This window comes from Arthrobacter sp. S2(2024) (assembly GCF_036662515.1).
Taxonomy (GTDB): domain Bacteria; phylum Actinomycetota; class Actinomycetes; order Actinomycetales; family Micrococcaceae; genus Arthrobacter.
Genome location: NZ_JAYKZI010000001.1, coordinates 39,477 through 61,189, shown reverse-complemented (window position 1 = coordinate 61,189; position 21,713 = coordinate 39,477). Strand labels below are relative to the sequence as shown.

At 64.4% G+C, this 21,713-nt stretch carries 18 protein-coding genes; 15 read left to right on the top strand and 3 right to left on the bottom strand.

The window, feature by feature from the left end:
* The first annotated feature begins 46 nt into the window (after positions 1 to 46).
* The 3 genes from VLA65_RS00270 to VLA65_RS00260 all read left to right on the top strand — a co-directional run bounded on the left by VLA65_RS00270 (position 47) and on the right by VLA65_RS00260 (position 3,836).
* Complete coding sequence (locus VLA65_RS00270) at positions 47 to 670, top strand: hypothetical protein (RefSeq protein ID WP_332601475.1); 624 nt, start codon at positions 47 to 49, stop codon at positions 668 to 670.
* A 65-nt stretch (positions 671 to 735) separates the two neighbouring features.
* Complete coding sequence (gene ligA / locus VLA65_RS00265; protein WP_332601474.1) at positions 736 to 3,012, top strand: NAD-dependent DNA ligase LigA; 2,277 nt, start codon at positions 736 to 738, stop codon at positions 3,010 to 3,012.
* Positions 3,009 to 3,836: an inositol monophosphatase family protein gene (locus VLA65_RS00260; protein ID WP_307052598.1), complete on the top strand. Its 828-nt coding sequence runs from the start codon at positions 3,009 to 3,011 to the stop codon at positions 3,834 to 3,836. Before ligA ends, VLA65_RS00260 begins: the two co-directional genes overlap by 4 nt.
* A gap of 84 nt (positions 3,837 to 3,920) precedes the next feature.
* Here VLA65_RS00260 and VLA65_RS00255 read toward each other — a convergent pair whose 3' ends face one another.
* The gene (locus VLA65_RS00255; RefSeq protein WP_306961308.1) at positions 3,921 to 5,276 is read right to left on the bottom strand and encodes an LLM class flavin-dependent oxidoreductase; all 1,356 of its coding nucleotides are present in this window, start codon (positions 5,274 to 5,276) and stop codon (positions 3,921 to 3,923) included.
* 505 nt (positions 5,277 to 5,781) lie between these two features.
* On the opposite strand from VLA65_RS00255, the gene VLA65_RS00250 reads away from it, so the two are divergent.
* Together VLA65_RS00250 and VLA65_RS00245 are read left to right on the top strand one after the other, a co-directional pair.
* Entirely contained in the window at positions 5,782 to 6,294 is a 513-nt protein-coding gene (locus VLA65_RS00250) for a GNAT family N-acetyltransferase (protein WP_306961310.1), read from the top strand.
* 57 nt (positions 6,295 to 6,351) lie between these two features.
* On the top strand, positions 6,352 to 6,732 hold the full coding sequence (locus VLA65_RS00245) for a RidA family protein (RefSeq protein ID WP_332601473.1): 381 nt from the start codon (positions 6,352 to 6,354) through the stop codon (positions 6,730 to 6,732).
* Positions 6,733 to 6,825: 93 nt separating this feature from the next.
* On the opposite strand, the gene VLA65_RS00240 is transcribed toward VLA65_RS00245, so the two are convergent.
* Both VLA65_RS00240 and VLA65_RS00235 read right to left on the bottom strand, forming a co-directional pair.
* Positions 6,826 to 7,500, bottom strand: a complete 675-nt coding sequence (locus VLA65_RS00240; protein ID WP_306961313.1) for a response regulator — start codon at positions 7,498 to 7,500, stop codon at positions 6,826 to 6,828.
* Positions 7,497 to 9,314 (bottom strand): sensor histidine kinase, encoded by a 1,818-nt coding sequence (locus VLA65_RS00235; RefSeq protein ID WP_332601472.1) that lies wholly within the window; start codon positions 9,312 to 9,314, stop codon positions 7,497 to 7,499. The genes VLA65_RS00240 and VLA65_RS00235 overlap by 4 nt, the downstream gene beginning before the upstream one ends.
* Positions 9,315 to 9,541: 227 nt before the next feature.
* Here VLA65_RS00235 and VLA65_RS00230 point away from each other — a divergent pair, with 227 nt between their 5' ends.
* From VLA65_RS00230 to VLA65_RS00185, 10 genes are all read left to right on the top strand, one after another.
* Positions 9,542 to 10,990 carry a CitMHS family transporter gene (locus tag VLA65_RS00230; RefSeq protein ID WP_332601471.1) on the top strand — a complete coding sequence of 483 codons (1,449 nt, stop codon included), beginning with the start codon at positions 9,542 to 9,544 and terminating at the stop codon, positions 10,988 to 10,990.
* Between the two features lie 136 nt (positions 10,991 to 11,126).
* Positions 11,127 to 11,423: an Asp-tRNA(Asn)/Glu-tRNA(Gln) amidotransferase subunit GatC gene (gatC, locus tag VLA65_RS00225; protein ID WP_184736130.1), complete on the top strand. Its 297-nt coding sequence runs from the start codon at positions 11,127 to 11,129 to the stop codon at positions 11,421 to 11,423.
* A 4-nt stretch (positions 11,424 to 11,427) separates the two neighbouring features.
* Positions 11,428 to 12,999 (top strand): Asp-tRNA(Asn)/Glu-tRNA(Gln) amidotransferase subunit GatA, encoded by a 1,572-nt coding sequence (gene gatA / locus VLA65_RS00220; RefSeq protein WP_306961319.1) that lies wholly within the window; start codon positions 11,428 to 11,430, stop codon positions 12,997 to 12,999.
* On the top strand, positions 12,999 to 14,507 hold the full coding sequence (gatB, locus tag VLA65_RS00215; RefSeq protein WP_284989768.1) for an Asp-tRNA(Asn)/Glu-tRNA(Gln) amidotransferase subunit GatB: 1,509 nt from the start codon (positions 12,999 to 13,001) through the stop codon (positions 14,505 to 14,507). Before gatA ends, gatB begins: the two co-directional genes overlap by 1 nt.
* A 186-nt stretch (positions 14,508 to 14,693) precedes the next feature.
* Positions 14,694 to 15,311: a hypothetical protein gene (locus VLA65_RS00210; protein ID WP_332601470.1), complete on the top strand. Its 618-nt coding sequence runs from the start codon at positions 14,694 to 14,696 to the stop codon at positions 15,309 to 15,311.
* Positions 15,312 to 15,409: 98 nt separating this feature from the next.
* A complete protein-coding gene (locus VLA65_RS00205; RefSeq protein ID WP_332601469.1) occupies positions 15,410 to 16,414 on the top strand; it encodes a LacI family DNA-binding transcriptional regulator in 1,005 nt (334 codons plus the stop codon).
* Between the two features lie 280 nt (positions 16,415 to 16,694).
* Entirely contained in the window at positions 16,695 to 18,017 is a 1,323-nt protein-coding gene (locus VLA65_RS00200; protein WP_332601468.1) for an extracellular solute-binding protein, read from the top strand.
* Positions 18,014 to 18,964: a carbohydrate ABC transporter permease gene (locus VLA65_RS00195; protein WP_284989764.1), complete on the top strand. Its 951-nt coding sequence runs from the start codon at positions 18,014 to 18,016 to the stop codon at positions 18,962 to 18,964. Before VLA65_RS00200 ends, VLA65_RS00195 begins: the two co-directional genes overlap by 4 nt.
* Positions 18,957 to 19,928 carry a carbohydrate ABC transporter permease gene (locus VLA65_RS00190; RefSeq protein WP_332601467.1) on the top strand — a complete coding sequence of 324 codons (972 nt, stop codon included), beginning with the start codon at positions 18,957 to 18,959 and terminating at the stop codon, positions 19,926 to 19,928. The genes VLA65_RS00195 and VLA65_RS00190 overlap by 8 nt, the downstream gene beginning before the upstream one ends.
* A gap of 61 nt (positions 19,929 to 19,989) precedes the next feature.
* Complete coding sequence (locus tag VLA65_RS00185; protein WP_332601466.1) at positions 19,990 to 21,708, top strand: DUF4091 domain-containing protein; 1,719 nt, start codon at positions 19,990 to 19,992, stop codon at positions 21,706 to 21,708.
* The last annotated feature ends 5 nt before the right edge of the window (positions 21,709 to 21,713 follow it).

The following is a 21,713-nucleotide window of genomic DNA, read 5'->3' as shown; positions in this document are numbered from 1 at the left end:
TACCACCCCAACTCCGGGCGGCCCGTGCCGTCCTGCAGAGGTAAACATGACCCAACGCTCCTCAGCGCGCTCTGGCGGCGCGACCCGTGCCGCCGTGCGACGCCCGTTCTCCGTTGCCTTCGCGGGCATTGCCATGGCCGTGGTGATGTGCGCCTTCCCGTTGCTTTCGGCCCATGCCGAGACCACTCTGGCTCCTCAGAATAGCCAATCGACCACTGCCCCGACCCCGGCCCCGGACCCGGCACCAACCGAGCCCATGCCAACCCAGCCGATAATCGTGGACCCGGCGCCCTCCAAGCCACCCGTCGTCGTGCCGGTGGCCCCGGCACCAGCCCCGGTGGCGCCCGCGCCCGCCGCGCCCGAACCGGCCCCCATGACTCAGGTGACCGTGGAACCGGAACCCAGCGTGGCGCCGTCGGAGGCTTCTGTCGCCTCCAGCCCGGCGACCCCGTCGAACAGCCCGACGGCGAGCGCCTCGCCGTCGGCATCGTCCAATTGGAATACCCCCATCCAGGACGGGCTCAAGGCCACGCAAGCTGCCTCGGTGAGCGGCACCAAAGGACCGGGCTCGGACATGTTCGCCGTGATCGCGATCATGGGCGGCGTGCTTTTGGTGGCGGCCGGAGGCATTGCCTTCGCCTTGTGGAGCCGCCACCGCTTTACGCACTGATACCCGCTTGTGATTCCTGCTTGTGATCCCTGCTTCCCGTCCGGGGGCCGTATTTTGTCGCGGCTTTGCGGCAAGATAGGTACGTGAGCACAGCAGAGAGCGAAACCGCAGTTCCAACGGAAGCCGTACGGGAAGAGTACGAAAACCTCGCAGACCTCGTCCGCAAGTACCGCTACGCGTACTACCAGGAAGATGCGCCGACGGTTTCGGATGCCGAGTTCGACTCCCTGTACCGCCGCCTCGAGGAGCTCGAGGCCCTGCATCCCGAGCTCGTGTCCAACGATTCGCCCACACAGGAAGTAGGCGGCGAGGTGTCGGCTGCTTTCGCCGCCGTCGAGCACCTCCAGAGGATGTACAGCCTGGAGGACGTCTTCTCGCTCGACGAGTTGGAAGCGTGGGTCCGCAAGGCCGAGGCTTCGGTCGAAAAGCTGGGCACGGCGGCTTCCCGCATTGCGTGGCTGACGGAGCTGAAGATCGACGGCCTGGCAGTGAACCTGCTGTACCGCGACGGCAAGCTGGTCCGTGCCGCCACGCGCGGAGACGGCACCACGGGCGAGGACATCACCCACAACGTGCTCACCATCAAGGAGATCCCGCGCCAGCTCAGCGGCAGCGGATATCCGTCCGAGGTGGAAATCCGGGGCGAAGTCTTCATTCCGTCCAAGGCATTCGCCGAATTCAACGAAGCGCTGATCGAGGCCGGCAAGGCGCCGTTGGCCAACCCCCGCAACGCCGCGGCCGGCTCCCTGCGCCAGAAAGACCCCGCGGAAACCGCCAAGCGTCCGTTGCGGATGTTCGTCCACGGCATCGGGGCACGCGAAGGCCTCGACTCCACGAGCCAGTCGGAAACGTACAAGCTGCTGGAGGAATGGGGCTTGCCGGTCAGCCCCTACCTGAAGGTCCTGGACTCCTTCGAGGAGGTCCTCGACTTCATCAAGCACTTCGGCGAACACCGGCACGACCTCCTGCACGAGATCGACGGCATCGTGGTCAAAATCGACGACTTCGCCACGCAGCGTGCCCTCGGTTACACCTCGCGCGTGCCGCGATGGGCCGTTGCCTACAAATACCCGCCGGAGGAAGTCCACACCAAGCTGCTGGACATCCAAGTCAACGTCGGCCGCACCGGCCGCGTCACTCCCTACGGGGTAATGGAACCGGTCAAAGTGGCCGGATCCACTGTGGAGATGGCCACCCTGCACAACCAGGACGTGGTCAAGGCCAAGGGCGTCATGATCGGCGACATCGTGATTCTCCGGAAGGCCGGAGACGTCATTCCTGAGATCGTCGGGCCGGTATTGGCGCTGCGCGATCAGCAGGATCCTCCTGTGCGCGAGTTCGTGATGCCCACGGAATGCCCCTCCTGCCACACGCCCCTTGCTCCGGCGAAGGAGGGCGACGTCGATATCCGCTGCCCCAACGCGAAGTCGTGCCCCTCCCAGCTGCGCGAGCGTGTCTTCCACGTCGCGAGCAGGGGAGCCTTCGACATCGAGGCTCTCGGGTGGGAGGCAGCCATCGCACTCACCCAGCCTGCGGAACCGGAAACTCCGCCCCTGCGCAGCGAGGCGGCCTTGTTCAGCCTCACGCCGGAGGACCTCGCCGACGTCCGCATCCACCGCGAGAAGCGCTCCAAAGGCGTGGGCACGGGAACGTTCGAATTGGTGCCCTACTTCTATTCCAAGGCCACCGCCAAGACCCCTTCCAAACCCACCGCCACCACCGAGAAACTGTTCAAGGAACTTGAGAAAGCCAAGACGCAACCTCTCTGGCGCGTCCTGGTTGCCCTTTCCATCCGGCACGTCGGCCCCACTGCGTCCCGTGCCCTGGCCACGGCCCTCGGGAGCATGGACGCCATCCGGGCCGCCTCCGAGGAGGAACTGGCCAACGTTGACGGGGTGGGACCGACCATCGCCGCGGCACTCAAGGAATGGTTCGCCGTTGACTGGCACCAGGAAATCGTGGATAGCTGGGCAGCTGCCGGGGTGCGCATGGTTGACGAGCGCGACGCCGGCATCCAGCGGAACCTGGAAGGCCTCACCATCGTGGTGACAGGCTCTTTGCCCACCCTAAGCCGGGACGAAGCCAAGGAAGCCATCATCATCAGGGGCGGCAAAGCGGCGGGCTCGGTTTCCAAGAACACCAGTTACGTCGTGGCCGGCGAGAACGCAGGCTCCAAGCTGGACAAGGCTGAGCAACTCGGCATCCGGGTACTGGACGAGGACGGCTTCAAGGCATTGCTCGACGGCGTCCTGGAACCCGCCGGCGGCACGGCTCCGGATGATGAAGACGCAGCCATTGCCCTGGCGGGCGTTGCGGCGGCGGAAGTGGACGCTGCCGAATGACGGCCGATGTCTTGGAGCTTCTCGCTGTTGCCCGCGTGGCGGCGGCGGCAGGAGCGGAGGTGCTCGCCGCCCGGCCAGCCGGCCCCGGCTCGGCGCGGAACCTCGGCGTCGTGAACAAGGGCGACGCCGGCGACTGGGTGACGGCCTTCGACGTCGCGGCGGAGAACGCTGTGCGGGACGCAATTACGGCAGCACGCCCGCACGACACCATCACGGGCGAGGAACATGGCACCACCCGGCCGGAGCAGCCCAGCGGCTACCGATGGTCCATCGATCCTTTGGACGGCACCACCAACTTCATCCGGAACATCGTCTACTACGCCACGTCCGTGGCCGTTGCGGATGCCGACGGCGTCTGGCTGGCCGGCGTCGTCAACGCCCCCGCGCTGGGACGCATCTACTCGGCGGCACGCGGCCATGGGGCGTGGCTTGAAGAGAACGGGCAGCGCACCCAGCTGAGCGGACCGCTCCTGGGCCGGACGGGACTGATTGTGGCCTCCGGGTTCAGCTACGATCCCGCCACGAGGGCTGAGCAGTTCGCCGGTCTCGGGAACCTCATGGAAGGCTTCGCCGATCTCCGGCGGCTCGGCTCCGCCGCATTGGATCTCTGCCTCGTGGCGGATGGAACGCACGACGCCTTCGGAGAACGCGGGCTCAACGAACACGACTACGCGGCTGGTGCGTTGATCGCTGAGGAGGCCGGATGCTGGGTCCGCCGCCCACGGCTGGCCAGCCCCCTGGATGGCGGCCCCACGGATGCGGATCGTTTGGAAGCGTGGACCTGCGCGGGAACCCTCGAGCTCTCGGGCAAGTTCCCGCTCTAAGGCCCTTCACCTTGGCCCCGACGACGCGGGATGACCGCCGTCGTCGGGGCTTTGTGGCTGGCTGCGCGTCTGGACCCTTCGTCGTTAGGCCCCGGCCGCGGCGAGCGACCCAAGCTCCGAGAAGCGGTTCGCCGGGCGGTCCAGGCCGTAGTGGTCCCGCAGCGTGCTGCCCGTGTATTCGGTGCGGAACAGCCCCCGGTGGCGCAGCACCGGCACCACGCGGTCAACAAAGGTTTCGAGACCCGACGGTAGAACGGCCGGCATGATGTTGAAGCCGTCGGCCGCGCCGTTTTCGAACCATAGTTGGATCGCGTCGGCCACTTGCTCCGGCGTTCCCGCGAAAGTCAGGTGGCCGCGGCCTCCTCCCAGCCTGCCGATCAGTTGGCGTACCGTGAGTTTCTCGCGGCGGGCAAGCTCCACAATGAGGGTGTAGCGGCTCTTTGCGCCTTCGATCGAGTCCTCGTCCGGAAGATCGGCGGGAAGTTGGCGGTCGAGGGGCAGGTCCTCTGGGTTCACGCGGAGCGTCTTGGCCAGCTCGGCCCTCGCGTATTCGGGCCGGATCAGCTCATCCAGTTCGCGTTCCAGGCGCAGCGCTTCGGCATGCGTGGAGGCGATCACCGGGACAATACCCGGCAGGATCTTGATGCTCTCGGCCGCCCGGCCAAGCGCGACCGTCCGGGCCTTGAGGTCTCCGTAGAACGCCTGGGCATCTTCCAGGGTTTGCTGGGCCGTGAACACGGCCTCGGCGTACCTGGCGGCCAGGCCCTTGCCGTTCTCGGAGGAACCGGCCTGGACAATCAAGGGATGGCCTTGGGGGGAGCGCGGCACGTTGAGCGGTCCGCGGACCCGGAAATGCTTGCCCACGTGGTTGATGGGCCGGACCTTGGTTGAGTCTGCCCAGACGCCAGCTTCCTTGTCGGCAATGACCGCGTCGTCCTCCCAGCTGTCCCAGAGCTTGGCGGCCACCTCCAGGAACTCGGCCGCTCGTTCATAGCGGGCGGCATGGGCGGGCTGATCGTCGATGCCGAAGTTCCGGGCGGCTTCCGGTCCGGCTGTGGTGACCACATTCCAGCCGGCCCGTCCGCCGCTGACGAAGTCCACCGAGGCGAAGCGCCTAGCCAGGTTGAAGGGATCGTTATACGTGGTGGACGCCGTGGCGATGAGGCCGATTTTCTCGGTGGCAGCCGCAATCGCTGTGAGCAGCACCGTCGGTTCCAGCTTGCCCGCGGGACGGCGTCCGACGTCGCCGAAGATCACGGGGGAGTCTGCGAAGAAGATGGAGTCGAACGTGCCGCGCTCTGCGATCCGTGCGAGGTTTTGGTAGTGCCGGATGTCGGTGCTGGCGCGCGGGTTGCTTTCCGGCAGCCGCCACGAAGCCTCGTGGTGTCCGGTGCTCATGAGGAATGCGTTGAGGTGGAGTGTGCGTTGCTGGGGGCTCATCTGTGTTCCTTTCGTTGTCTCCTGGCCGCCAATCAACCACGAGACAACCGCCCCGCGCCAGCGTCGCGAAACCTTCCCGCAACAGCAGGAAACCGGGCTTCACAGCCGGAAACCGGACTCAATCTGGCGCCACGCGAAGCAATGTTTGAGCGGCCTCCGACGCTCGCTCACTTATGTGGGGTTTCTCGCCGACGCTCGCTCACTTATGTGGGGCTTTCCCCCGACGTTCGCTCACCTATATCTGAGCCGGCGTTGGGGGATTGGGGTGGATATCTGAGCGAGCGTCCGAGGCTGGCTGGACGACGCAAAGCCGCCCACCGCCGTCGTACTTTAAGACGCTCGCTCACTTATGTGGGGTTTCCCGCCGACGCTCGCTCACTTAAGTGAGCGGGCGTTGGGTGGAACGGCCTTGTATCTGAGCGGGCGTTAGGCCCCGGGTGATAGTTCGGTCACGGAAACACCGCTTTGGCACCCCGGGCACCTCGGGCGCGACTACCATGGATCAGTGCATTCGCAGATTACCGTCCGACCCGCCCTGCCCGAAGACTACGACGCCGTAGCCCGTATCACGATGTCGTCTTACGTGACCGCTGGCTACTATGGCAGCCCGGACCACCCATACCTGGAGAAGCTGCGCGACGTGGCCGGCCGCGCCCGGTACGCCGACGTTTTCGTCGCCGAACGCGACGGCCAGGTTATCGGATCCGTCACGTCGGCGAAGGCCGGAGGCGACTTCTCGGACATCGGCCTTCCGGACGAACTCGAAATGCGTACCTTGGTGGTTGATCCGGAGGTTCAGCGCTCCGGCGCGGGACGAGCACTGGTCCAGGCCGTCGTCGACCAAGCCCGCTCCATGGATGGCATCAACGCCGTCTCCCTCACGACAGGCGCCACGTGGGAAAGCGCCAACGCCCTCTACGCCAAAACCGGATTCGAGCGCGAACCGGAGCGTGATTGGTTCGTACCCGGGACCGACATAAAACTGTTCGTTTATCGGCAGGATGTGCGCCAGCCATAAAGTTTCCTCGTAAACCCCGGTCATCGGGCCGGGTGCGGAAACTGAGAAAGGCGCGGCATGCGCAAGACATTCGGCACGGGCTCGGTCTGGGAACAGACACTTGGATACTCCCGAGCGGTCCAGGTGGACAACACGCTCTTCATTTCGGCCACGGCGGCGTCGGGACCTGATGGCATCGTCGGTGACGACTTCTACTCGCAGACCAAATACATCCTCGAAAAGCTGGGTGCGGTCCTGGCCGACGCCGGCTTCGACTACGAGGACGTCGTGCAGTCCAAGCTCTACCTGACCGACATCACCAAATGGGAAGACGCCGGCCGCGCGCACGGCGAGGTCTTCGGCGAGATCCGGCCCACCCTTTCCCTGGTCCACGTCCTGCCGTTCCTCGACGCGGAAATGCTGGTCGAAATCGAACTGGTAGCCCAGAAGAGCGCCTGAACAGCCCAACTCACTAGCAGTAAGTGTCGTTTTGACGCCTCATAACGACACTTACTGCGAGTCAGTTGGGTGGGAACTACTTGGGTGGGCGAGTCAGTTGGGGGAGAGTCGCGCGGGGACGCCGTAGCGGTGTTCCGGGCGGCCGGTGCTGCCGTAGCGCAGTTGGATTTCGACGGCGCCATCGTCGGCCAGCGAGGACAGGTACCGTTGCGCCGTGGCGCGTGAGACGCCCACCCGTTCCGCTACTTCCGTGGCCGAGTATTGTTCCCCCGGCGCCAAGGACTCCAGTACCGATGCTTCGGTCGCCGATCGCGGCTTTCCCGACGGCGCCACGTCCCCCGCGACGAGCGCCCGCTTGGCCCGTTCGATTGTGTCCTGGTCCACCGCATGCTGCCGGCCCAGGATCCGCCGGTATCTGGCATAGGAGCGCAATTGCTGCGACAGCGATTCGGCGGTGAACGGTTTGAGCAGGTATGCCAAGGCACCCCGCCGGAGGGCTGTCCTGATGGACACGGCGTCGGAAGCCGCGGTCAGCATCATGGCATCCACATCGAGTTGCCCCAGGAGATCCAGGCCCGAACCGTCCGGCAGGTAGACATCCAGCAACACGAGGTCCGGCCGAAGGCTATGCACGGACTGCAGTGCCTGCGCCGTCGAACCCACCGGGGCCAGGGCCAGGAAACCGGCCACGGAGTCCACGTAGGCGGCATGGAGCTTGGCGACGTGGAAATCGTCATCCACAATCAACACCCTGAAGTCTTCGCTCATTGGTTTCCTTCCTTGCGTTCAGCTGCGGGTGGTTCGGCTGCTGCGGAGGATTCCGCCAATGAGGCATCGCCCGGCTTGCCGGTAACCCCCGGCATCGTGGCCATGAAGACGGCGCCCGGGCCGCCGGACGAGCCGGGGTCCAGGACGCGCACGTCGCCACCGCGACGCCGGGCGAGTTGCCGGACCAGCGCGAGCCCGAGTCCCTGCCCACCTGCCCTGGCGATGACGCCTTCGGTGGGTTCCGCCGTCGTGAACCCCTCCACGAAAACCCTTTCGGGCTCGACACCGCCGAGGCCGTCGCCGGAGTCCGCGACGACGATGTGCAGCGTGCCGCCGTCGGGCCCTGGTTCGTCGAGCAGCTCAAGCTCCACCCAGCGTTGCGTCGAAGAGCCGGCGACGGCGGCATTGACGGCGTTGTCGATCAGGTTGCCAAGCACGGTGGTGACGTCCTGTGGCTCGGTGACGTGCTCCCGCACCAGCGTCTCCGGGCCGATCCGCAACGCCACCCCTCGCTCGTCCGCTTCCACGCTCTTCGCGCCGACGAACGCCTGCAGATAGGGATCCTGGAGGAGTTCGGCTTGCTGGACAGGAAACTTCAGGGGGCCGGTGGCGGAGATCCTGGCGAGGTAGTCCTTGGCCTGGCCGTGCTGGCCGATGCTCATGAATCCGGCGATCGTATGGAGCTGGTTCGCGAATTCGTGGCGCTGGGCCCGGAGGGCGGCGGACATGGTGCCCACGGCGTCGAGCTGGCGCGTCAGCTGCTGCAGCTCGGTACGGTCCCTGAGCATGACCACCCAGCCGAGATCCTCTTTGCGGTGCAGCGCCTTGCGGGCGTTGGCAACCAAGACCCGCCCGCCCGCGACGATTTCCACGGCTTCGGCGTCGTGCGCAGAGGGTTGCGTGAGGGCTTTGAGCTGCGCGGGGACGGGGGCATTCTCCCAATCGGTGCCCGCCAAGTCCGTGCCGGACCAGTCCGAGCCCGCCGCGGCAGGGGAGCCGGGAGTTACCGCGCCTTCCGGCATGCCGAGCAGCCGCCTGGCCGCGGCATTGAAGACCGTGATGCGGCCATCGGCGGAAATGCCGATCACGCCGTCGTCCACTCCTTGAAGCACGGCAACCTGGTCATGAACCAGGGTGCTGATTTCTTCGGGTTCGAGGCCCAACGTCAGGCGTTGCAAACGGCGGCGGAGGAGGAATGACGCCAGAACCCCGGCAACCAGGGAGCCTGCCGCGGTCACGGCAATCGGGACGATGTCCTTGGCAAGGCTCTGGCCGAGCGACTCCATCGAATAGCCCACACTGACTTCGCCCACCACCGTGGCTGCGGAACCTGTCCCTGCGGAACCCGGAGCGTACACCGGAACCTTGGCACCTGCGGATGGTCCCAGAGTGCCTGTGTTCCGGGTGGTGACTTCCTTCCCCGACAGCGCATCCGAGGGATCCGTGCTGACCCGTTCGCCCAGCCGGACCAAGTCCGGGTGGGCAAGCCGCAAGCCGGTCTCGTCGGTGACCACCACGAACAAAGCACCAGTGCGGCTCCTGGCGGCCTCGGCAGCAGCCTGGATGGGGCCGGCCGCGAGCACTGCGGGAGGCGGCGTTCCCGGCTCGTTGCTGATGGCTTGGACCTGGGAACGGAGCGCGGGATCCGAAGCCACAGTGCGTGCCAAAGTCAGCGCCTGGTTTTCCGCCTCCGTGCCGATCCGCCCATAGACGAGCCACGCATGCACGGTGCCGCTAAGCAGCACGACCAAGAGAACGACCCCCAGTTGCAAGAGCAGGGTCTGCGTCGAGAACCGCAGGGCAAGCCTGGGCATGCTGCCTCCTTCCGGCGGGGATTGGCCGGCTGGAGCGGGGCAGCAGCGGCGCTGTACTTCTACGTTCTACCTCTCCATTGAAGCATTGAGCACAATGAGCAAAATGCTCTCAATCAGCAGTATGTCCATCAAATCCCACAAACGCCTTGCTGTGAGCGTCGCCACTATAGGTTCTGTATCGCGCATCACATCGACGTGATGCCGTTCACTGTAGTAAGGAGCCGGCTGTGCTGGTATTGCTTGGATTCGCAATGATTGCGGTGTTCATGATCCTGATCATGACAAAGAAGTTGACGCCCGTTCTGGCGCTGATCATCGTTCCCACCATCTTCGGCCTGTTTGCCGGTGCCGGTCTTGGCATCGGGCCAATGGTTATGGATTCGATGAAGTCCATGACGTCCACGGCCGCACTCCTGATGTTCGCGATCGTTTACTTCGGACTCATGATCGACGTCGGACTGTTCGACCCGTTGGTGAGGTTCATTCTCCGCAAGCTGGGCAACGACCCCGCCAAAGTGGTTCTGGGCACCGCCATCCTGGCGGCCGCTGTATCGCTCGACGGCGACGGCTCCACCACCTTCATCCTCACCACCGCGGCGATGCTGCCTGTCTACCTCCGTTTGAAGATGAGCCCCGTGGTCCTGACCTGTGTGGCCGGCCTCGCCAACGGCACCATGAACATCCTGCCGTGGGGTGGTCCCACTGCCCGCGCAGCCACAGCCCTCAAGATCGACGTCAACGACGTGTTTGTTCCGATGGTGCCGTCCCTCATCGCCGGCCTCGTCGTCGTCTTCGTGTTCTCCTGGCTCCTGGGCCTGCAGGAACGCAACCGCCTCCGCGCCACCGCTCCCGAGATCTGGGGTGACGTCGCCGACGCAGGGGACGTGTTCGACGGCGGCACGCGCCGCGGCGCTGGCGGCACCGGATCCTCGGGCCGCGGCGGGACTGGCACCGGCGGAGGCTCCGGCGTCGTGGTCCTGGAACGCACCGAAACCTTGGTTGACCTCTCCGACACCGGCTTGACCGACACCGCACTCGATCCCCACCGCAAGACCCTGCGCCCGAAGCTCTTCTGGTTCAACCTCGGCCTCACCGTCGCCGTGATGGTCATGCTCGTGGCCAACCTTGTGCCGCTGCCCTACGTCTTCATGGTGGGCTCCGCGATTGCCCTGCTGGTCAACTTCCCGAAGGTCAAGGAACAAGGCGCGCAGTTGGTGGCCCACGCACCGTCCATCGTGGCGGTGGTCAGCATGGTCATGGCGGCGGCTGTCCTTACGGGTGTCCTCAACGGCACGGGCATGGTCAAGGAAATGTCCGCGTGGCTGGTCCACATCATCCCCGCCGAGATGGGTCCGTTCATGGGCGTCATCACCGGCCTGCTCAGCATCCCCATGACGTTCTTCATGAGCAACGACGCCTTCTACTTCGGCGTCCTGCCGGTCCTGAGTGAAACCGCCGCGCACTACGGCATCAGCGGCGCGGAAATGGCCCGGGCCTCCATCACCGGCCAGCCTTTCCACCTCCAGAGCCCCTTGGTCCCCGCGATCCTGTTGCTCGTCTCGCTTGCCAAGGTGGAACTGGGCGACCACCACAAGAAGGTCCTGTGGCGCACAGCGGTCATCTCGGTCGTCATGCTCGCAGTGGGCATGCTGACGGGAGCCATCGGCATCGGGTAACAAAGCACCCAGCAACGCGGGGTCACTTACGGCCCATTCGGGACCTCCGGATGGGCCGTAAGTGACCCCGCGTTGTTCGTCGTCCAACCCACGTAGACTAGTCCGGAAAACCATTTGAACTTTGCAGGGGAGATCCATGGCTGCGATCAACCGTGACGACGTCGCGCATCTTGCGCGTCTGGCTCACATTGAAATGAGTGCCGAAGAGCTGGACAGGATGGCGGGCGAGCTCGCCGTCATCGTCGATTCGGTGAAGTCCGTCAGCGAAGCCGCCGGGGACGATGTCCCGGCTACGTCCCACCCGATTCCGTTGAACAACGTGTTCCGCGAAGACGTTGTGGGCCACACGTTCACGGCCGAACAGGCGCTGTCCGGGGCTCCGGATTCCTTCGAGGGCCGCTTCAAGGTTCCGGCAATCCTGGATGAGGACTAAGCGAATGACTGAATTGAACAACTCCGAACTCATCCGCTTGTCCGCGGCTCAGCTGGCCGCCAAGCTGGCCGCGCGCGAGGTCACGTCCGTCGAGGTCACCCAGGCGTACTTGGACCGGATTGCCGACGTTGACGGGCAAGTCAACGCATTCCTGCACGTCAATGCTGAAGAGGCGCTCGCCGTAGCCGCCGAGGTGGACGCGATACGCGCCGCCGGAGGTGCCGAAGCCGAAGCGCTGCACGAACTCGCCGGCGTACCCATCGCCGTCAAGGACCTCATCGTCACCATCGGCCAGCCCACCACGGCCGGCTCCAAGATCCTCGAGGGCTGGCACAGCCCCTACGACGCCACCGTCATCAAGAAGCTGCGCGCAGCGAAGATGCCCATCCTGGGCAAGACCAACCTGGACGAATTCGCCATGGGTTCCTCCACGGAACACTCGGCGTACGGCCCCACCCGCAACCCGTGGGACCTGGACCGCATCCCCGGCGGCTCGGGCGGTGGCTCCGCGGCCGCCGTCGCGGCCTTCGAAGCTCCGCTGGCCCTCGGCACGGACACCGGCGGATCCATCCGCCAGCCTGGCGCCGTCACCGGCACGGTCGGCATGAAGCCCACCTACGGTGCCGTTTCCCGCTACGGCGCCATTGCCATGGCGTCGTCGCTGGACCAGATCGGCCCGGTTTCGCGGACCGTGCTGGACTCGGCCCTGCTGCAGGAAGTCATCGGTGGACACGACCCCTTCGACTCCACCTCGCTGACGGACCCCTTCGACACGCTCGTTGCCGCAGCCAAGACGGGCAACGTCACGGGCATGAAGATCGGCATCGTCAAGGAACTCCACGGCGAGGGCTACCAGGCCGGCGTTGAGAACCGTTTCAACGAGTCCCTTGAGTTGCTCAAGGAGGCCGGCGCGGAAATCGTCGAGGTTTCCTGCCCCAACTTCAAGTACGCGCTGGGCGCCTACTACCTGATCATGCCGTCCGAGGTCTCCAGCAACCTGGCCAAGTTCGACGGCGTCCGCTACGGCTTGCGTGTCCTGCCCAAGGACGGTCCCATGACGATCGAACGTGTCATGGGTGCCACTCGCGCCGCCGGTTTCGGCGATGAGGTCAAGCGCCGCATCATCCTGGGCACCTACGCCCTGAGCGCCGGCTACTACGACGCCTACTACGGTTCGGCGCAGAAGGTCCGCACGCTCATCCAGCGCGACTTCGACGCCGCGTTCGCGCAGGCCGACGTCCTGATTTCGCCGACGGCTCCCACGACGGCCTTCAAGCTGGGGGAGAAGCTGGACGATCCGCTGGCCATGTACCTCAACGACGTCGCCACCATCCCGGCGAACATGGCCGGTATCCCGGGCTTGTCCCTGCCTGGCGGCCTGGCCGACGAAGACGGCCTGCCCGTAGGCATCCAGCTGCTGGCGCCTGCCCGCGAGGACGCCCGCCTGTACCGCGTGGGCGCTGTCCTTGAATCCTTGCTTGAAGAGAAGTGGGGTGGCCCGCTGTTGGCGAAGGCACCTGAATTGAAAAACGCAGGTCTCGGTACCGCATTCAACACCGCCGGAGGTTCCAACTGATGTCTACCGACGCCATCCTCAGCTTCGAAGAGGCCATGGAGAAGTACGACCCCGTCCTTGGCTTCGAGGTCCACGTGGAGCTCAACACCAAGACCAAGATGTTCTCCTCCGCTCCGAATGTCTTCGGCGACGAGCCGAACACCAACGTCAACGAGGTTGACCTTGGCATGCCCGGCGTCCTGCCCGTGGTGAACAAGACGGCGGTAGAGTCTTCCATCAAGATCGGCCTTGCCCTGAACTGCAAGATCGCCGAGTCCTGCCGCTTCGCCCGGAAGAACTACTTCTACCCGGACACCCCGAAGAACTTCCAGACGTCCCAGTACGACGAGCCCATCGCGTACGACGGCTACCTGGACATCGAGCTCTCGGACGGCACTGTGTTCCGCGTCGAGATCGAGCGCGCGCACATGGAGGAGGACGCCGGCAAGCTGACCCACATGGGTGGCGCCACGGGTCGCATCCAGGGCGCCGACTATTCGTTGGTGGACTACAACCGTTCCGGTGTTCCACTCGTCGAAATCGTCACCAAGCCGATCGAGGGCGCGGGTAGCCGGGCACCTGAGCTCGCCAAGGCCTACGTGGCCGCAGTACGCGAAATCGTCAAGAACCTCGGCGTTTCCGACGCCAAGATGGAACGCGGCAACGTCCGCTGCGACGCCAACGTCTCGCTGCGCCCGCACGGCCGCGAACGTTTCGGCATCCGTTCCGAAACGAAGAACGTGAACTCGCTGCGCGCCGTCGAGCACGCCGTCCGTTACGAAATCCAGCGCCACGCAGCCGTCCTGGACTCCGGCGAGCCGGTCATCCAGGAAACGCGCCACTGGCACGAGGACACGCGCACGACGACGTCGGGCCGCGCAAAGTCCGACGCCGACGACTACCGCTACTTCCCGGAGCCGGACCTCGTTCCGGTCCTGGCATCCCGCGAATGGGTCGAAGAACTCCGCGCCACGCTGCCCGAGCCGCCCGCGGCGCGCCGCAAGCGGCTCCAGGCCGACTGGGGCTATTCGGACCTCGAGTTCCGCGACGTCGTGAACGCCGGCGTCATGGACTCCATCGAGGAGACCATCGCCGCCGGTGCCAGCGCCTCCGTGGCCCGCAAGTGGTGGATGGGCGAGATCGTCGGACGCGCCAAGACGGCCGACGTCGATCCTTCCGAACTCGGCGTCACGCCGGAAACCATCGTGGAGCTCAACAAGCTCGTCGAGGGCGGCAAGATCAACAACAAGATGGCTTCCCAGGTGCTCGACGGCGTCCTCGCCGGCGAGGGCACCCCGGCCGAGATCGTGGAGAAGCGCGGCCTCGCGGTCGTGTCCGACGACGGCCCCCTGCTGGAAGCGATCGACGCCGCACTGGCGGCCCAGCCCGACGTTGCGGAGAAGATCCGCGGCGGCAAGCTTCAGGCCATCGGTGCGATCGTCGGCGGAGTCATGAAGGCCACCCGAGGGCAGGCCGACGCGGGACGCGTCAAGCAGCTGATCCTGGAGCGGCTCGGCGTCGAAGGCTGACCACCCGCGCCTCACCCAACTGGGTCGCAGTTAATGTCGTTCTGAGCCGTCAAAACGACAACAACTGCGACTCAGTTGTGTCTGGATCCACAGCCCCCACACAGCTTCAAGCGTCATCATGGAGTCATCAGTTCTTTGCTGCCCGCCCCTTACCGGCCCGGGGAGGAGCGGAGAAAGGATTCGGCCATGTCCACCATGACTCCGGGGGTTCGTAAGGCCCTCATCGCCGGCGGTATTGCCGTCGTCTTGAGCGGCGGTGGTGTGGCCGCAGTCTGGGCTGCCGGCCAGATCATCCCCGCGTACGTGGCAAGCGCGACGCCGACAAGTACGGCGTCGCCCGCCACGCCGTCGCCCGGGGCTACGTCGCCCGCCACGCCGTCGCCCGGCAAGGCCAGGCCGTTCCCCGTGCTTCCCCGCGGCATCGCAGGTCCGGGGATCCACGGTGAGTTCACGGTCAAGAACAAGGACGGCAGCTACACGACGCTCGTGTCGCAGCGAGGCACCGTGCAGTCCGTCAGCGATTCGAGCATTTCCGTCAAGAGCGAGGACGGCTTCACGCAGAGCTACGCGATCACATCGTCGACCACCATCGTCAAGCTCCCCGCTTCCGGAACGGGCACGCAAGGCCGGCGGCCATCGCCCCAAACCATCAAGGCCACCGACCTGAAGACGGGCGACACTGTAGCAGTCTCCGGCACGAAGAGCGGCACCACAGTCACGGCCACACGCATTATCGCAGGTACCTTGCCTGCTGCGCCCAGTGATGGCGGACGGCGGTTGGGCTCCGGGAGCGTCTCTTCCTGAACGCTGTTCGAGCTGACCCTGCGCCCGCTCGTCTGGCTATGATGCTACTACCGCCGCACCACGCCCGTGGTCCGGCGGCTTAGCCACGAAGGAGACGAATGCGCCCCACGATCAAGTCCGTGGCGGCGGCAGCCGGGGTCTCGACGGCGACCGTGTCCTATGTGCTTTCAGGCAGAAGCGGCAAAGACGGCAGCAGGAGCGGTTCCGGGGTGGCACCAGCTACCGTGCTTCGGGTTCAAGAGGCTGCCCTCGCCCTCGGATATCGCCCCAACCAATCGGCACGGGCAATCCGCACCGGACGAACGAACCTGCTCATGTTGTCGCTCACCATGATCTCGGATCCGTGGGCATTGGATGTGAGCCGCGCTGTTGGTACGGCTGCGGCCCGACGAGGCATTACGCCGATGATCCTGGCCGATACCGACTGGCGGGTGGCCCTCAAACGGCAAAACGCGGACGTGACATTCATCGACGGCGCCGACGAGCCCGGCGATGTCGAACTGCTGGCACACGCGGCAAGGTTGCAGCGCCTTGTGGTCTTCAGCGACACCATGGAACCTGAGGGATTCGACGTCGTGCGGCCGGTGGTTGGTTCGTCGTGCGATCTGGCAGTGGAGCACCTCACCGCGCGGCACCGCCGCGTGGCTTGCCTGATCTCATCGGCACCGTCGATGAGCACCCTGGACATCCGCTTGGGTGCCTACACCCGCGGCCTTGCCAAGGCTGGTTTGGAGTACCGGGACGACTACGTCGAGGCGTATGACCGCGACGGACTCAGCGCGTTCGACGCAGCGTTTCGGCTCCTGCAGCGTGCGGACCGACCGACCGCGATCTATGCGACCACCGACTTCGCCGCGATCGCAGCCATCCATGCGGCCCAACGCCTGCAACTCCGCATTCCGGAAGACGTCGAAGTGATCGGGATCGGCAACACCACGGAAGGCGAGCGCATGACGCCGTCGTTGACCACCGTTGGTCCTGAGGGCTTTTTCGATGGCTTGGCCGCATTCCTGCTCGACCGCGCAGAGAATCCCGATGTGCCTGCCGGCATTCTGGAATTCCCGTGGAAGCTCATCGTGAGGGACTCAGCGCCCTCGGCGTGAATCCGACTCTCCGATGAGAAACCCGACGCTCCCGGCGTGAGCCGGGGCTGTCCCTTTGGCAGGTCGAGGCATGCGCCCGGTGATCGCTCTAACCGCCCTCCATGCACTTTGGTGACGTTTTGTGCCCGAAAAAGTTAAGAAAAGATCATTCGAAATCTTGCCTTTAAACGATTAACATGATGTGATCAACTGCACAACACCAGTTGGGTTGGCTGTTCGCCGAATGCGGGCCCGCCCCGAAGGACCGTCGGTCTTCTGACCAAGACATCGGAGAATTCTTATGAACCACAACGTGACCCGCAGGTCATTCCTTTCCTTTGCGGCTGCCGGTGCCGCCGTCGTTTCGCTCGCTGCCTGCGGCGGGAACAGTGCCGCAGGGGGCAGCGCAGCCAAGGCCGCCTACGCTGCTCCCGCGAAGGACCTGAGCGCGGAGCTGAGCTACGCCATCTGGGACGCTGCGCAAAAGCCCGCGATGCAGAAGATCGTGACCGAATTCAACAAGCAATACCCGAACATCAAAGTCACCATCGACGTCACGCCGTCCAAGGGCTCGGCCTACTGGACGAAGATCCAAACCCAGGCAAGCAGCAACACCCTTCCGGACGTTTTCTGGATGAACGGCCCGCACATCAAGCTTTACGCGCAAAACAACCAGCTGTTGTCCCTGGACGGCCTGGTGTCCGGCAAAGCAGTGGACACGGCCAATTACCCCAAGGCACTCGTGGATTTGTACACCGTCAACGGGGCGTTCTACGGGGTCCCCAAGGACTTCGACACCAGTGCGCTCTTCTACAACAAGGCCCTCTTCAAGGAGGCCGGCGTGTCCGAACCGACGTCCACCTGGACGTGGGACGACGTGAAATCCGCCGGCGCGAAACTATCCAAGTTCTACCAGGGCAAAGGCATCTACGGCTATGCCGGCGACCTCACGGGTGGCCAGACCAGCTACTACAACACGATGATCGAAGCCGGCGGGACCATCATCTCGACCGACGGCAAGAAGTCCGGATACGACTCCGCCGGATCAATCGCCGGCCTCCAGTTCTGGCGCGACCTGATCGAGTCCGGGGTTTCGCCCTCGATGCAGCAATTGACGGACACCTCCTCGAGCGACATGTTCACGTCCAGGAAATTGGCTATGACCATGGACGGTTCCTGGACCGTCGGGCCGGCCCAAAAGGCACTCGGTGACGATCTGGGCATTGTCAGCCTCCCGAAGGGGCCGAAGAGCAACCAGAGCGTGATCCACGGACTTGCCAACGTGATTCCCGCCAATGCGAAGAACCCTGCCGCGGCGCAGGCATTCGTGGCCTTCCTGGGAACCCAGGATGCTGCCAAGATCCAGGCGGAAACGGGAACCGTCATCCCGGCCTTCAACGGCACCCAGGACGCCTGGGTAAAGTCTGTTCCCTCCGTTGACCTCAGCGTCTTCCTTGACCTGGCCAAGGATGCCTCGCCCCACCCGGCGTCGGCCAATACAGCCGCCTGGAACGAACTCGAGAACACCCTGCTGCCGCAGGCGTTCGCCGGGACCAAGCCGGTTGCCGACGTCGCAAAGGACCTTGCCAGCCAGATGAATGCCGCCCTGGCCAAAGAATCATGAAAGCCCAGACCCTGACGCCGGCAGCCAAGGGCGTCCGTGCAGCCCTACCAGCGGGGCATCGCCGCAAAGGAAAATCGAAATCGGATGGCTGGTGGCCATGGTTGTTCGTGGTGCCCACTGTCGCGGGCATCGGCGTGTTCTACCTTTGGCCGATCGTCCAGACGTTCTACTACAGCTTCACCAAGTGGGGAGTCTTCGGCGGAACCAAGTTCATCGGCCTGGACAACTATGTGCGGATGTTCGCGGATTCCACCATTCCGCAGTCAATCGTCAATACGCTGGTCTACACGGTGGTCGTGCTGCTGGGAATTCCCATCGCGGTCATCCTTGCGTCCTTGATCGAGCGTCCCGGCCTGCGCTTCGCGGCCCTGTACCGGACGCTGTACTTCATTCCCTACATCACCATGCCGGCCGCCGTCGGGATCGTATGGAGGTTGATCTACAACGGTGACTTCGGACCCATCAACTGGTTCCTGGGCTTGTTCGGGATCCAGGGCCCCTACTGGACATCGACGCCGGGGTTCGCGCTGCTTGCCGTGGCTACCGTGGGGCTTTGGATGTCGCTGGGATTCAACCTCATCATCATCAGCGCGGGACTGCGCGAGATTCCGCGGGAGCTCTTCGAAGCCGCGGAGATGGACGGGGCCAGCCGGGTCCGCCAATTCTTCAGCATTACCGTTCCGCTGTTGACGCCCAGCATCTTCTTCGTCACGATCGTCACCGTCATCAGCGGTTTCCAGCTGTTCGATCTGCTGTACGTGATGATGGGGAAAGCGAACCTGGCCATGCCGCAGACGCAAAGCCTCGTGTACATCTTCTACAACCAGGCCTTCCTGCAGAACGACAAGGGCTATGCGGCAGCCATCGGCATCTTGATCCTGCTGATCATCGCTCTTCTGACCGCTTTCCAATTCCGCATCCAGAAGAGGTGGGTCAACTATGTCTGAATCGATGCTCTCAACAAAAAGCGGCGTCGAATCGCGGCAGAGCGGAACAGCTGCATTCAGCCCCTCTCGCGCCGGGGGCAAACCACCGGGACCCTCAAGCCGCGGCACCAAGGGCGGCAACGGCAAGAGCCGAGGCGGCACCAAGGGCGGCAAGCAAGGCTCGAACGTGCTGGCACATTGTGTACTGGGCATTGGCGGTTTGGCCATGATCTCGCCGCTCCTGTACCAGATCGTCATGTCGCTTTCGACGAACGCAGAAGTCCAAAGCACGCCGCCCACGCTGTGGCCCAGCGTTGTCCAGTGGCACAACTTCGTGGACGTCTTCACCTCCATGAATTTCGGTTCACAGCTCTGGGTGACAGTAGCAATCACCGTGATCCGGGTGATCGGGCAAGTGCTTCTCTGCTCGATGGCGGGCTACGCCTTTGCGCGGATGCAGTTCCGGTTCAAGGGGCTCGTCCTGGCCGTCGTCTTGTCGATCATCATGGTGCCGTCCCAGTTGTTCCTGATCCCGCAGTACCAGATCATCCAAAACCTGGGGTGGCTGAACAGCATTGCCGGCATCGTGGCTCCGGGCATCTTCAGCGCTTTCGGCCTGTTCCTGATGCGCCAATTCTTCATGGGGCTCCCGGACGAACTCGAAGACGCGGCACGGCTCGACGGCGCCAATCCATTCCAGATCTTCTTCCGCGTGATGCTGCCACTCGCGGCCAATGGCCTGTGGGCCCTCGTCATCATCACTGTGCTGTGGTCCTGGAATGACCTCTTGTGGCCTTTGGTGGTGACGTCGACGGCGAACGCCGCACCGTTGAGCGTCGGGCTTTCGAACCTCCAGGGTGAGCACGCCAACAATTACCCGATCCTCATGGCAGCATCGCTCATGGCCATGGCGCCGATCCTGATCATGTTCCTGCTCATGCAGAAGCGTGTCATGGCGGGCATCGGCCGCTCCGGACTCAAGTAGGGACTCACGTGGACTCACGTGGACACCCACGTAGACACTCACTTAGGAAAGGACCGCAGCCTTGACGGAACAGAACCCGGCCCCGGAAGACGGTTGGTCGTTCGTGCTCGTGGATGCCCTGGAAAAGGTCTACCCGGACGCTCCACCCCGGCCGTTCGACAGGACCATTCCGATGTCCGTTTTCCCCGGCGAGACCGCCTCGGTCCAGGTGGCCCTCCGGCCGCCCATGAAGCACGACTTCCGGCTGTCGGGGGCGTTGGAAGTCTCAGTCAACGGTCCGGCGGCAGGATTTACCTCCATTTCTCAAGTTGAGCTGGTGCCATGTTCATTGGCGGCATTCCCGGAGCATGATGCCGGTTACCACCGCGACACCCCCGGACTGTATCCGGACCTATTGCGGCCAGCCCCGGACGGGATGATCAAGCCCCTCTACGGGCAATGGACCTCCGCATGGATCGACTTCGTGGTGCCATCCGCGGAGAACGCCGGTGAGCATGAACTCGGGATCTCGGTACGGGACGCGGAAGGCAACACGCTCTTCGCCACCCACATCTGCGTCACTGTAGTGCATACGCACGCCCCGGAACTGGAGATCGTGAACGCCCATTGGTTCCACTGCGACGGCCTGGCGAGCCATTACGGCGTCGAGGTCTTCAGTGAGCAGCATTGGTCGATCATCGATGCCTTCATGGGGTCCGCGGCAAGGATGGGCGCCAACTCGCTGCTGACACCCACATGGACCCCTCCGCTGGACACGGCCATCGGGGGAACGCGGCTGGCCACCCAACTGATCCGGATCCGCGATGATTCCGGCTACCACTTTGATTTCAGCAGGCTGGAGCGCTGGGTTGGCCTTTGCGCCAAACACGGCATCGAGTACCTGGAAATCGCCCACTTGTTTACCCAAGGGGGGGCCAAAGCGACTCCGGCGATCTATGTCGAAACCGCGGAAGGCCTGGAGCGGCGGTTTGGCTGGGACGTGCCGTCGACGTCGTCCTCGTACCGGGAGCTCATGGCCGAACTGCTGCCGGCCCTGCGTTCCTTCCTGGCGGAGCACTGGTCGCTTGACCGGGTCATTTTCCACATATCCGATGAACCGGAGGGCGCCGAGGCCCTGGCGGGGTACCAACAGGCAAAGGGCGTCGTCTCGGATCTCCTGGACGGTCTGACGGTGGTTGACGCCCTGAGCGACTTTGAGTTCTACCGCAGCGGGGCCGTGCCGAATCCCATGGTGGCAAGCGATGCCGTGGCACCGTTCCTGGCGGCGGGCGTGAAGGACCTGTGGGTCTATTACTGCGTCGCGCAGGACACCGGCGTTGCCAACCGGTTCATTTCCATGCCTTCAGTGCGAAACCGGGTGTTGGGCCACCAGCTCTTCGCCCTGGAATGTGCGGGGTTCCTGCATTGGGGATTCAACTTCTATAACTCGGCCCATTCGCTGGGAACCGTCGATCCGTTCAAGGACACGTGTGCCGGGGGAGCCTTCCCGGGCGGCGATGCCTTCCTGGTCTACCCGGGACCGGACGGGGTGCCGTGGGAGTCGATCCGTTACAAGGTGTTCGCGCAGGCCATGTGGGACCACCGGGCTCTCTCGCTCCTGGCCAAGCTGGCCGGTCGCGAAGAGGTGCTGGCGCTCATCGATACGAACGGCTCCGGCGGCAGCCTCGCTATGGACAGTTTCAGCTACGACCCCCTTCACTACCGGAGGGTTCGCGAGCTGGTCAACCAGGGAATCGTGCAGCGCGTGGGTCAAACACCGCCCGCGCATCAACTTATCTAGTTAGG